Source organism: Nonomuraea sp. NPDC049750 (assembly GCF_040659625.1).
In the GTDB taxonomy this organism is placed as follows: Bacteria; Actinomycetota; Actinomycetes; order Streptosporangiales; family Streptosporangiaceae; genus Nonomuraea.
On the sequence record NZ_JBFANB010000012.1, the window covers coordinates 94,488 to 106,822 of the forward strand.

General features: G+C 70.2%; 11 protein-coding genes. 5 read left to right on the forward strand and 6 right to left on the reverse strand.

All coding sequences use genetic code 11. The annotated features are described in order from the left end of the window. Window positions 1-111: 111 nt before the first annotated feature. Window positions 112-960, forward strand: a complete 849-nt coding sequence (locus AB0J16_RS28870) for a PhzF family phenazine biosynthesis protein (protein ID WP_358544988.1) — start codon at window positions 112-114, stop codon at window positions 958-960. Here the strand turns inward: AB0J16_RS28870 and AB0J16_RS28875 are convergent. The 5 genes from AB0J16_RS28875 to AB0J16_RS28895 all read right to left on the reverse strand — a co-directional run bounded on the left by AB0J16_RS28875 (window position 929) and on the right by AB0J16_RS28895 (window position 5,339). Next, entirely contained in the window at window positions 929-1,804 is an 876-nt protein-coding gene (locus tag AB0J16_RS28875) for a biotin-dependent carboxyltransferase family protein (protein WP_358544990.1), read from the reverse strand. The two genes, AB0J16_RS28870 and AB0J16_RS28875, sit on opposite strands and share 32 nt — an antisense overlap. Continuing rightward, a complete protein-coding gene (locus tag AB0J16_RS28880; protein WP_358544992.1) occupies window positions 1,801-2,511 on the reverse strand; it encodes an allophanate hydrolase subunit 1 in 711 nt (236 codons plus the stop codon). Before AB0J16_RS28880 ends, AB0J16_RS28875 begins: the two co-directional genes overlap by 4 nt. A gap of 5 nt (window positions 2,512-2,516) precedes the next feature. After that, entirely contained in the window at window positions 2,517-3,272 is a 756-nt protein-coding gene (locus AB0J16_RS28885) for a 5-oxoprolinase subunit PxpA (RefSeq protein ID WP_358544993.1), read from the reverse strand. A gap of 186 nt (window positions 3,273-3,458) precedes the next feature. Continuing rightward, on the reverse strand, window positions 3,459-4,991 hold the full coding sequence (locus tag AB0J16_RS28890) for a hypothetical protein (RefSeq protein WP_358545308.1): 1,533 nt from the start codon (window positions 4,989-4,991) through the stop codon (window positions 3,459-3,461). Between the two features lie 123 nt (window positions 4,992-5,114). Further along, the gene (locus tag AB0J16_RS28895) at window positions 5,115-5,339 is read right to left on the reverse strand and encodes a hypothetical protein (RefSeq protein WP_225288959.1); all 225 of its coding nucleotides are present in this window, start codon (window positions 5,337-5,339) and stop codon (window positions 5,115-5,117) included. A 154-nt stretch (window positions 5,340-5,493) separates the two neighbouring features. Here AB0J16_RS28895 and AB0J16_RS28900 point away from each other — a divergent pair, with 154 nt between their 5' ends. From AB0J16_RS28900 to AB0J16_RS28910, 3 genes are all read left to right on the forward strand, one after another. Next, window positions 5,494-6,063, forward strand: a complete 570-nt coding sequence (locus tag AB0J16_RS28900; RefSeq protein WP_358544995.1) for an HhH-GPD-type base excision DNA repair protein — start codon at window positions 5,494-5,496, stop codon at window positions 6,061-6,063. A 194-nt stretch (window positions 6,064-6,257) separates the two neighbouring features. Beyond that, the gene (locus tag AB0J16_RS28905) at window positions 6,258-8,351 is read left to right on the forward strand and encodes a SpoIIE family protein phosphatase (protein WP_358544997.1); all 2,094 of its coding nucleotides are present in this window, start codon (window positions 6,258-6,260) and stop codon (window positions 8,349-8,351) included. Between the two features lie 242 nt (window positions 8,352-8,593). Continuing rightward, window positions 8,594-10,240 (forward strand): RNA polymerase sigma factor, encoded by a 1,647-nt coding sequence (locus AB0J16_RS28910; RefSeq protein WP_358544999.1) that lies wholly within the window; start codon window positions 8,594-8,596, stop codon window positions 10,238-10,240. A gap of 58 nt (window positions 10,241-10,298) precedes the next feature. On the opposite strand, the gene AB0J16_RS28915 is transcribed toward AB0J16_RS28910, so the two are convergent. Then, on the reverse strand, window positions 10,299-10,763 hold the full coding sequence (locus tag AB0J16_RS28915) for a MarR family transcriptional regulator (RefSeq protein ID WP_358545000.1): 465 nt from the start codon (window positions 10,761-10,763) through the stop codon (window positions 10,299-10,301). Window positions 10,764-10,856: 93 nt separating this feature from the next. Between AB0J16_RS28915 and AB0J16_RS28920 the strand changes: the two genes are divergently transcribed. Beyond that, complete coding sequence (locus AB0J16_RS28920) at window positions 10,857-12,263, forward strand: MFS transporter (RefSeq protein WP_358545002.1); 1,407 nt, start codon at window positions 10,857-10,859, stop codon at window positions 12,261-12,263. Window positions 12,264-12,335 lie beyond the last annotated feature (72 nt).

Consider the following 12,335-nt stretch of genomic DNA (forward strand, 5'->3'; position numbering starts at 1 on the left):
CGTTCATGAGTGCGGGCTGGGATCGCCGGCCGTCGAGCCGCACCGCCTGGGCCAGGTAGGCGGTAGGCGGCGTGATCAGGACGTTCGGGGGCTTGAGTAGATACTTGACGTATGTTGCGCACCTTCCGCCAAGTCGACGTCTTCACCGCCACGCCGTACCAGGGAAACCCGCTCGCGGTGGTCCTCGACGGCGACGGCCTGAGCACCGAGGAGATGCAGCGGTTCGCCCACTGGACGAACCTGTCCGAAACCACCTTCGTCCTGCCTCCCACCGCTCCCGGCGCCGACTACCGGGTGCGGATCTTCACCCCGACGAGCGAGCTGCCCTTCGCCGGGCACCCCACGCTGGGCACCTGCCACGCATGGCTGGAGAACGGAGGCACACCGAAGGAGCCGGAGACGGTCGTGCAGGAGTGCGGCGCCGGGCTGGTGACGTTGCGCGGGACGGATGGCGGGCTGGCGTTCGCCGCGCCCGCGCTACTGCGGTCGGGGGCGGTGGACGAGTCGCTCGTCGAGCGCATCGCGGGCATGCTGGGCATCGGCCGCGACGAGATCGTCGACGCCGAGTGGGCCGACAACGGGCCCGGCTGGGTGGCGGTGCTGCTGCGGAGCGCGGACGAGGTGCTCGCGCTGCGCCCCGGCCCGGTCGACATCGACCTGGGCGTGGTGGGCCCCTACCCGCCGGGGTCGCCGCTCGCGCTCGAGCTGCGGGCGTTCTTCCCGGTCAACGGCAGTACGGTCGAGGATCCGGTGACCGGCAGCCTGAACGCCTCGGTCGCCCAGTGGCTACTGCGCACCGGCCGCGTCACGGCCCCCTACGTGGCCGGCCAGGGCACCATGCTGGGTCGCGCCGGACGCGTCCACATCACCACCGGCCAGAGCCCCGAGGACGGTCCGGAGCCGGTGGTCTGGGTGGGCGGCTCCAGTGTCACGTGCGTCGTCGGCCAGGTCGAACTGTGAACCGCACGCCGTCACCCGGCCGGAGCTGGGCGGCGATCGGCAGGTCCGCCGACCGCACCACGCCGATCACCGGGTAGCCGCCGGTCGGCGGGTGGTCGGTGAGGAAGACGATCGGCTGCCCGCTCGGCGGCACCTGCACCGCCCCTGTCACCATGCCCTCACTGGGCAGCTCGCCTTCGCGCGTCCGCGCCAGCTCCCGGCCGTGCAGGCGTACTCCCACGCGGTTGCTGTCCTGACTCACCTCGTACGGCTCGGCGCAGAGCTCGGCGAGCGCGTCCGGCGCGAACCAGTCGTCGCGCGGCCCCGGCACGATCCGTAGTACGGCGGGCGGTGGCTCCCCGGCGGGTGCCAGATCCACCGAGATCTCCACCAGGCCGCCGGAGCCGCCCACCGGGAGCACGGTCCCCTGGCGCAGCGGCACCGGGCCGAGCCCGGACAGCGAATCCGTGGAACGGCTGCCGAGCACCGGCTCGACGGCGATCCCGCCCCGAACGGTCAGATAGGTCCGCAACCCCCATACGGGTGCCCCGAACCGCAACTCACTCCCGGCCGGAACCCAGAACGGCACATTCATCCCGGCCACCACTGTGGTGGGCGAAGGCTCGATCAGTGGGCAGGGCGCGCCCGTGACCGCGACCCAGGCGCCCGAGCGGAACGCCAGCCGCGCCCCTCCGTACGTCAGCTCGATCCCCGCCGCGTCCTCGGGGTTGCCGACGAGCCGGTTGCCCAGCCGCAGGCTCGCCTCGTCGGCCGCGCCGGAGCGTGGCACGCCCAGGTGCGCGTAGCCGGGGCGGCCCAGGTCCTGGACGGTCGCGTAGGGGCCCGGCGCGAGCACTTCGATCATGCCGGCTCGAACCGTACGCGGGTCCCGGGCCGGAACAGCGACGGCGGGTCGGCGTCGACGTCCCAGATCCGCGTCGTCGTACGGCCCAGCAGCCGCCACCCGCCCGGCGAGGCGGTGGGGTAGATCGCGGCGTAGGGACCGGCGATCGCCACCGAACCGGCGGGCACCGACGTGCGCGGCGTCGCCAACCGTGGCAGGTGGAGCGCCGGATCCAGCCCGGTCAGATAGGCGAACCCCGGCGCGAACCCCAGCCAGCCCACCACCAGCTCCCGCCCGGTGTGCCGCGCGATCACATCGTCCACCGACATCCCGGCCAGCTCGGCCACGGAATCGAGATCCTCCCCGTCATAGACAACGGGAATGACCACGACCTCCCGCACTCCGCCCCCAGCGGCCCCGGACAAGGCCCCGCCAGGCTCCCGGGACTCGGGCGCCCCGCCAGGCTCCGGGGACCCGAGCACTTCGCCAGGTTCCCGGGACTCGACCACCTCGCCAGGCCCTCCGGGCTTGAGCGCCTCGCCGAGCAGTTCGTCGAGCCGCGACCGCAGCCGCCCCTGGTCCGCTCCCGGCGCCACCACCAGCACCGTCTCGGGCCCCGGCACGATCTCCACCACCCCAGCGGGCCGCGCGGCACGCAGCACCGCGTCGAGCCGGTGCGACACGGCCAGTGACCCCGTCTCCACGAGCAGCCCGTGCTCCCCGGCCATCCGGATCATGCGAAGGCCTGCAGAACCACTCCCGCCTCCAGCAGCCCATCGCGTACGGCCTGCGCCAGTCGTACCGCGTCGGGTGTGTCCCCGTGCACGCAGATGGACCGGGCGGAGACCGACACCGGGCTGCCGTCCACGGCGGTCACCCGGCCCTCGACGGCCATTCGCACGGCGCGGGCGGAGACCGTGGCGACATCGTGGATCACCGCTCCGGGCTCGCGCCGCGAGACCAGCGTCCCGGCGGCCGTGTAGGCACGGTCGGCGAACGCCTCGGTGATCGTCGGCACGCCCTCGGCGGCGGCCGCCCCGTGCACCACCGAGCCGGGCAGTGTGAGCACCGGCAGGGAGGGGTCGTAGTCGGCCACGGCCTCGATCACCGCGGCGGCCTGCTCCTCGTCGCGGCAGATGCGGTTGTAGAGCGCGCCGTGCGGCTTGACGTAGGAGACCCGGCCGCCCATGGCCCGCGCGATGCCGTCGACGGCCGCGAGCTGGTAGAGCACCTCGGCGCAGAGCTCCTCCGGCTCGACGTCCATCTCCCTGCGCCCGAAGTGGGCCAGGTCGCGATAGGACACCTGCGCCCCGATCGCCACACCCCGGTCCACGGCGGCCGCGCAGGTGCGCCTGATCGTCACCGGGTCGCCGGCGTGGAATCCGCAGGCGACGTTCGCGCTCGTGACGATGTCGAGCAGCGCCAGGTCGTCGCCCAGCCGCCAGACGCCGAAGCCCTCGCCCAGATCCGCGTTGAGGTCGATCACCATGCTCCCATCATGGCGGTAACGGCCACCTCAGCGCGACGACGGGGTCACGGACGCCGGCCCGCGGTGACACGGGCGTACGCCGCTCCAGAGGGCAAGGCGGGCGTATCTGGCGAGCCGGGTGTACGTCGCGCTAAATCAAGGCGGCCGTACCTCGCGCACCAGACGGCGGGGCGGGCGTACGGCGCGCTAGATCTCGTCAGGGATGTCGGCGATGTCGTCGAGGGCGGAGGCGAGTTCGTCCGGGTCGCCGCCGATGCGCTCGGCGATCTCGATGAGCACGTGCAGCACGTCGTGGCGGTCGTGACCGAGGTCGAGCAGCCGCTGGGCCGCCTCCCACAGTTGCGGCGGGTCCCCGTCCCACAGCCGCGCGGCGATCTCCTCGTGCCAGGCCAGGTGCTCCTCGTCGATGGCGCCGACGTGGTCGATCTCCAGGAGGGTACGCCGGTCGGCCTCGTCGGCCGGATTGAGCGCGTCCAGGTCGATGCCGCCGTGCACGCCTTGCAGGAACGGGAAGGCGAAGGCCCGCCTGGCCAGCGCCGACAGGTCGCCGTCCGGCAGCAGCCGCTCCAGCAGCGGCCGGTCCAGGCCGAACGAGGTCGGATCCCGGTAGGCCTCCGGGAACTTGCCGGTCGCCTCCCACACGGCGTCCAGCGTGTCCTTGAGCCCCGTGTCGGGCAGGCCGGTGCGGCGGGCGGCGAAGCGGATCCACGCCGACAGTACGTGCGGCATGGCCTCCTGCTCGGCCACGCTTAACATCACCTTGCGCGGCAGCCAGTCGAGCAGGAACGTCTCGCACTTGGTCGGGCTCACCCGCAGCGGCCGGTTGAAGTCCTGCTCGCAGCCGTAGTCGATGATGTGGTCGGCGCACCGCGAGGCCGCCGACGGGTCGGACAGGTGCTCGGCCGCGTCGGAGGCGAGGAACTCCGCGGCCAGCATCGCCCGCCGTTCGCGGCTGTAGGGAGCCTCGATGTGCAGGGGAGCGGGGCGCTTGCGGCCCGGCGGGAGGGCCTTGAGCCGGGCGCGGGCGAAGGCGTGGTAGGCGCTGTAGCTGTCGCTGACCGGCGGCGGGGTCTTCGGCTCCCTGGTGGCCTTCATGGCCGACTCCAGCAGCGCCCTGGCCTGCTGGGGCTCGATCTCCTCGAACAGCAGCATCGGGTTGCCGGCCGCCTCGACCCGTGCCTTGTCCAGCAGCGTGTCGACCTGGGAGGAGACCCAGGCGTCGCGCGCCATGCCCGACATGTTGTGGTCGACGACCATGACCAGCGCGTGCCGGTCCTGCTCGCGCTCGAAGGTCGCCGGCGTCTCGCCGCCCGCCTGCTCATCGCGGGGGCCCTCGCTCCAGCGGTAGCCGAACGTACAGATCACGGTGTCCTGGTCGCCGTAGGCGTCGCGGGAGACGTAGCAGCCAGTCGGCTTGACCGCGCCCACCCGGTCGGCCCAGCCGGGCCGGGCCACGCCCGACTCCATCATCGCCAGCGCCGCGCCCTCCGCCTTGGCGCCCTGGCGGGCCGTGCCGAGATAGGCCAGGCAGATGAGCAGCGTCAGCGACGCCGGAGTGCCGGCCTTGGCGGCGTAGTCGACAAGACCCTCGCCGAGTACCTGTTCGACATCACCACCCCTGACGCGCCTGCCCCACCAGGCTCCGATCATGTCGGAGACCATCAGCTCCGCGTCAAGAGGGCTGCGCACGGCCAGAAGCTCGCGAGCCGCCTGCACCATCTCCTTGAACACATCGTCTGGTGGGGTGCTCTCCCGGGGATCTCGTCGGTGTCGGCGCACGCCCTCACTCTCTCGCATTCCAGGCCGAAACGGTGCGTAGAACGCGGCCTGGTGACCCCGATGTTATCGGGGAGTCCGGGGCGGCGGTGCGGAGTTCACGATCGCCAGTAGATGTTCGCGGGCGATGCGTTCGATGACATCGGGCGTCGGGGAGATGCCGAGGTGCTGCGCGCAGGCGCAGACGTCGGACACGCAGCGGTCGATGGTGTCCACGGGTATGGTCAGGAACTCTTCGGCCAGCCTGAGACTGACCGGCTCCCTGAGGAAGCGTGTGGCCAGAGCGAGCATAGATGTGAGATTCCTCTGGAGCCCCGGGGCAAACCCCCAGGGAATGGATGCAGGGCGACTTGCGCTCCCATTTCATCTTTTCTCGGCTGAGTGTCAAGCCTCCACAACGCTTGTGTTCGCTTCTTCGGAACCGCATTCGTGCGAAGCTGTTCCCATGCGCATCCAGCTCGCCCAGCGGACGGAGGCCGACGATCTCCTCGGCCGAAGTCCGCTCGCCCTGCTCGTCGGCATGCTGCTCGATCAGCAGATCCCGATGGAATGGGCGTTCACGGGGCCTCACACCATCTCCGAACGCCTCGGGCACGACCTCACGGCGGAGGAGATCGCGGCTCGCGATCCCGAGGATTTCGCCGCGCTGCTGGCCGCCAAGCCGGCCGTGCACCGCTACCCCAAGGCGATGGCGGACCGGGTCCAGCAGTTGGCCGCCTACCTCGTGGAGCACTACGACGGCAATCCCGAGCGGGTCTGGAGTGACGTCGCCGACGGCAAAGAGTTGCTCAACCGGCTCCTGGGACTTCCCGGCTTCGGCAAGCAGAAGGCTCAGATATTTTTGGCATTGCTCGGCAAGCAAATGGGGGTTCAACCGCCAGGATGGCGCGAGGCGGCTGGACCCTATGGCGAGGAGGGGTCGTTGCGTTCGGTAGCGGATGTGGTCGACGCCGACACACTGGGTCGCGTTCGGGCCGCCAAGCAGGAGGCCAAGCGCGCGGCCAAGCCCAAGTAGCCTGATCTTGCTGCGCAACGTGGAGCGATTTTGACAGGATGCGTTGACCGTATGGCGGCCGGGGCTTCCGTCCGCGCCTGCCCATCGCCGATGATGTACTGCAGAATCCGGTCGCCCGGAGCTGCGCTACGCCGATACACAGTTATGGAGATGTGCCGCGTGGGAGACCCTGGCACGCGACGGAGGTGCCGACCATGAGCGCCGAGACCTCCGTTCCCCGTCCCCGGGAGTCGGATGTGGACATCTCAGACTCCGCCCTCTTCAAGGGCATGCTGTCGGAGGCGGAGTTCGCCTTCGCGTTCTTCGACGCCGCCGGCCACGTACAACTGGTCAACGACGTGTTCACCGAGGTCGTCGGCGTACCCGCCGAGCGGCTCGTCGGCCGCTCGCCCGCCGAGACGCTGACGGCCGACCTCAGCCAGCTCATCACCCATGCGGTCCAGGCCGTCACCGAGAGCGACTCTCCAGTCACCGAGAGCCGCGTACGCGTGCGCTCGTCCGAGGGGGAGACCAGGCACTGGTCGCTGTCGTTCTCGCCGGTGCACGACGACGCGGGCGAGTTGCGGGCGATCGCGCTCATCGGCCTCGACGTGACCGAGAGCCGCCAGATCGAAGAGGACCTGCGCCGCAGCGAGGAGCGCTACCGCTCGCTGGTCGAGGCGCAGTCGCAGCTCGTCTGGATCACCTCGCCGACCGGCACGGTGGTGGAGGACGCGCCGCAGTGGCGCGCCATCACCGGCCAGGGGCTGGAGGAATACCTCGCACTGGGCTGGCTGGAGGCCGTGCATCCGGAGGAACGCCAGCAGACCGAGGAAGCCTGGAAGGAGGCGCTGCGCGGCCGCACCATGTTCGAGTGGAACTATCGCGTGCGCACCCGGGCCAGCGGTTACCGCCACTTCGAGGTGCGGGCCGTGCCCATCATCAGGCACGGCAGGGTCGTGGAGTGGGTCGGCGCCAACACCGACGTGACCCCGCAGCGCGAGGCCGAGGAGATGCGCGGCAGGCTGACCGACCAGCTCGGCGCCGCGGCCCTGCGCACCGCGCGACTGCAGGGCGCCACCGCCCAGCTGGCCGAGGCGCTCACCGTCGAGCAGGTGGTGCAGGTCATCATCGACGTCGGCCGCACCGCCCTGGCCGCCGACCGTTCCGCGGTCGCGCTGCTCGACCCCGACCGCGCCGCGCTCAAGCTGATCAACGGCGAGGGCGTCCCCGAGGCGTCCGACACGCTCGGCGAGGAGATCCCGCTCTCCTCCTCCAGCGTGATGACGATGGCGGTCAACAGCCGCCGGCCGGTCTTCGCCGAGTCGCCCGACAGGCTGAAATCGCAGCTTCTCGAAGCCGGTGGCGACGAGCAGGTGCTGACCAATTATCTCACGCACAGTGACGAGCGGGCCTGGGTCGGACTGCCGCTGCTGGCGGCCGGGCGGGCGCTGGGCGCGCTGCGCTTCTCCTTCACTAGGCCGCAGAAGATCTCCCAGGAGGACGGCGTCTTCCTGGAGGCGCTCGCCGGGCAGTGCGCGCTCGCCGTGGAGCGGGCCACGCTGTTCGAACGCGAGCACCGCACCGCCGAGACGCTCCAGCGCAGCCTGCTGCCCGACCGCCTGCCGGTGGTCAAGGGCCTGGTGCTGGCCCAGCGGTTCCGCTCGGGCAGCCGTCACGTGCAGGTCGGCGGCGACTGGTACGACGCCTTCGTGCTGCAGGACGGCCGGGTCGCGGCGGTCGTGGGCGACGTCATGGGCAAGGGCGTCAAGGCCGCGGCCGGCATGGGCCGCATCCGCAACGCCATGCGCGCCCTGGCGCTGACCAACCCGCCGCCCGCGGCCGTGCTCACCGGCCTCGACCGAGTCTTCGACGCCACCGAGGAGGAGGAGCAGGTCACGACCCTCGCCTACATGGTGGTCGAGCCCGTCACCGGCGAGGGCACGCTGGCTCTGGCGGGTCATCCGCCGCCCGTCCTGGTCTCCCCGCAGGGCACCGCGGTCCTGGGCGACGTCGAGCCGGGCACGCCGCTCGGCTGGCCGACCAGCCGCCGGCAGTTCCGGTTCGTGGTGCCGCCTGGACACACCGCCGTGCTCTACTCAGACGGCTTGGTGGAGAACCGGAAACGCGGTTTGGACGCAGGACTCGCAGAGCTTTGCAGTGTTGTGACCGAAGCGCCGCCTGAGGTGGTCAGTAGTCCGCACATGTTGCTGGACTTCCTGGTTGACCGGATGTTGTCTGGATATGAACAGGATGATGACGTTACCGCCCTGGCTATCCACGTGCCGCCCGCCACGAAGAGTGACTGAATGAATCAGTCATAAGGGTTGCTTTCGGGTATCAGTGCCGCGCTTACGTACGCACTACTGTCTGGGTCGGCCTAGGGTGGAGGTCAACCGCCGGGAGGTGGCCGTATGGAGTGCGTGGTCGTGCCAGAATGCTGGACAGGTCCGTCGCGATCCGCACGGCCGCATCGTTCTCCGAGAGAGGCAACAGCCCCCCAGCGGGCATCTGGGTCCATTGTCGCCACGCGTTCGTTCGAGAGGTGTTCGTGTCGCCTGCAAGTTCGACTCGCTCGAAGCCACAAGAGCTGAACGAGCCCGTCATTCAGCGACTGCTCGAGCGTGGGCGCTCGCAGGGTTTCCTCGAGTCTGAGGATGTCCGTCAGGCCTTCGAGGAGGCGGACATCCCCATGTCTCACGCCGCCGCATTTTTGCGGAACCTCAGTAAAGAGGGCGTGACCGTGGTGGTGACCGCCGCGGATTCGGCTGCGCCGAAAAAGTCTCGTGGTCCAGCAAAGCGCCGTACCGCTGCCCCCGTCAAGACCAAGGCCGCAGCGGCCGCCAAAGAGCAGCAGCCTGAGACCGTGACCGCGGTCGTGGGCGCCGCCGAAGCCGAGCCCGCCCCCAAGAAGGCGGCTCCCGCCAAGAAGGCCGCTCCGGCGGCGAAGAAGGCGGCCGTGCCCGCCAAGAAGGCCGAGCCGAAGAGCGCTGGGCCTGCCGAGACCAAGCCGAAGAGCCCTGAGGGCGTCGACGACGACGAGGACATCGAGCTCGAGGGAGACGTCGAGCTCGAGGACCTCGAAGACATCGAGGTCGAGGACGAGGAGATCGTCGCCGCGGACGACTCCGACTCCGAGGGCGACTCCGACGACGACACCGAGGAAGAGCCCAAGGCCGCCGACGTGGCAGCCGTCGCCGCCACGGAGAAGACCGAGGACGAAGTCCTCATCCTCTCCGACGACGACGATGACGCGCCGGTCGCGCAGGTGGCCGCCGCCGGCGCCACCGCCGACCCGGTCAAGGACTACCTCAAGCAGATCGGCAAGGTCCCCCTGCTCAACGCCGAGCAGGAGGTCGAGCTGGCCAAGCGCATCGAGGCGGGACTGTTCGCCGAGGAGCAGCTGGGCGGCGGCGAGACCGAGGGTCTGCCGGTCGACGTCCGGGCCGAGCTCGAGTGGATCGCCGAGGACGGCCGCCGGGCCAAAAACCACCTGCTGGAGGCCAACCTCCGTCTGGTGGTCTCGCTGGCCAAGCGCTACACCGGACGCGGCATGCTGTTCCTGGACCTGATCCAGGAGGGCAACCTCGGCCTGATCCGCGCGGTCGAGAAGTTCGACTACACCAAGGGCTACAAGTTCTCCACCTACGCCACGTGGTGGATCCGGCAGGCGATCACCCGCGCCATGGCCGACCAGGCGCGGACCATCCGCATCCCGGTCCACATGGTCGAAGTGATCAACAAGCTGGCCCGGGTTCAGCGGCAGATGCTGCAGGACCTCGGCCGGGAGCCCACGCCGGAAGAGCTGGCCCGCGAGCTGGACATGACCCCCGAGAAGGTGGTCGAGGTCCAGAAATACGGTCGCGAGCCCATCTCGCTGCACACCCCCCTCGGTGAGGAGGGCGACAGCGAGTTCGGTGACCTCATCGAGGACTCCGAGGCCATCGTGCCGGCCGACGCCGTCAGCTTCACGCTGCTCCAGGAGCAGCTGCACTCCGTTCTCGACACGTTGTCGGAGCGGGAAGCGGGCGTCGTGTCGATGCGGTTCGGCCTCACCGACGGGCAGCCGAAGACACTCGACGAGATCGGCAAGGTCTACGGGGTGACGCGTGAGCGCATCCGGCAGATCGAGTCGAAGACGATGTCCAAGCTGCGTCACCCGTCCCGGTCCCAGGTGCTGCGCGACTACCTGGACTAACGGAAGATCGTTTCACCCCTGGCCCCGCCCAGCTCCGACTGTGCGGGGCCAGGTGCGTTCATGCCCCTTTGCTGAGGCGTTCGGCCTGGGCGCGGCCGACGGCGCCGGCCCGGCGCAGGTAGTCGGCGATCACGGCCAGCTCCGCGTCCGAATACGTCTCCATCACCTCGGCGAACGCCTTGCCCGGCGTCTCCCAGGCAGCACCGATCCTGGCCTGGGCCGAGGGGGCGAGGGCGACCAACGCCCGCCTGCGGTCCGCCGGATCGGTGTGCCGTACGACGAGACCCGCTTTCTCCAGCCGGTCCACCAGGCGCGTGGCGGAGCCGGGCGTCAGGCCCGTCAGCCGGGCGATCTCCCCGGTGCTCACCGGCCCTGCCTCCAGGTCCAGCAGTGCCACGCACTGCAGGTCTGTCGGGTGAATGCCCAGATGGTCGGCCAGCGCCTGATTGAACAGCGCATATGCCGCATAGTGCCGCTGGCTCTCGTCGATGATCCGCTTCAGCGTTTCCGCTCGGTTTGACACCAGGTTGCTCCGTACCTCATATTTATGTGCGTCACACAATCTTTGCGTGGCGCACTCTTTGTGTCACGTACGCATTCTATCGAGGGGATCCGCATGTCCGCACTCATCCGTGCCTCACCCGTCCAGGCGGACCGGCGGTGGGCCGTCCTGGGCGTCATCATCGCCGCCGCCGTCCTGGACCTGCTCGACGCGACGATCACCAACGTCGCCGCCCCCACCATCGCGGCCGACCTCGGCGGGGGAGCGGCCCTCATCCAGTGGCTCGGCGCCGCGTACGCGCTGGCGCTCGGGGTCCTGCTGGTGGTCGGCGGGCGGCTCGGCGACCGTTACGGCCGCCGCCGCCTCTTCCTTCTCGGCATCACCGGTTTCACGCTCGCGTCCGTCGCCTGCGGGCTGGCGGTCAGTCCCGGTGTGCTCATCGGTGCCCGGCTGGTGCAGGGCGGGTTCGGGGCGCTGATGATCCCCCAGGGGTTCGGCATCCTGGGGGCCGTCTTTCCCCGTGATCAGCTTGGCAAGGCCTTCAGCGTGTTCGCCCCCGCGCTTGGCGTCTCTTCGGTCGGGGGGCCGGTGGTGGCGGGCTTTCTGATCGAGGCCGACCTGTTCGGCCTGGGGTGGCGGTCGATGTTCCTGATCAACATCGTGCTCGGGGGCGCCGCGATCGTCGCCGCCACCCGGCTTCTGCCCGCCGACGCTCCCGGTGATCGCTCCAGTGGATCCGGTGTGGACGGTGTTGGCGCCGGGATGCTGGCGGTGACCATGGTGGGTCTCCTGTACGGCCTGATCGACGGCTCGGCCCATGGGTGGCGGCTCGTCCCGATCCTGTGCCTGGCCGGCGGGCTGGTGTTCTTCGGCCTGTTCTGCGTACGCCAGCGCACCGCCACCAACCCGCTGATCGAGCCGTCGCTCCTGCGCAACCGCGGCTTCACCGCCGGCCTGGTCCTGGGCATGGTCTTCTTCGCGGCCGTGTCTGGCCTGCTGTACGTGCTCGTGCTGTTCATGCAGTACGGCCTGCGCTTCACGCCCGTACAGGCGGCGCTCGGCCTGGCCCCGGTGGCGGTGGGCATCGTCATCGCCTCGGTGGCCTGCCACCGGCTCATCGACCGGCTCGGCCGCACGCTGATCACCATCGGTCTGACCATCGCGCTGATCGGCACCAGCTGGCTGCTGGCCGTCGTCTCCGGAGCCGTGGACGGCGCCTGGGCGCTCGTCCTGGCGGCGCTGGTCATCGGGCTGGGCATGGGCACCTGCTTCGGCACCATCTATGACGTCACCCTGGGTGACATCGACCCGCGTGAGGCCGGCAGCGCCAGCGGGTCGCTCTCCGCGGTTCAGCAGCTGGCCAACGCCATCGGCGCCGCGGCCGTGACCACCGTCTACTTCCGTACCGGCGATCAGATGGAGGCCGCGACCGGCAGCCTGCTCGTCGTGGTCGTCGCCGTGATCGCCTGCTGCGCCCTGGTGTGGCTCCTGCCGCGCAAGGCTCAGCCGCGCCACCACTGAGAACGCCATACAGAGCTCAGCCGTGACAACGCGTTCAGCCACACCATGACCCAAGCGGCCTGCCTACAAAGC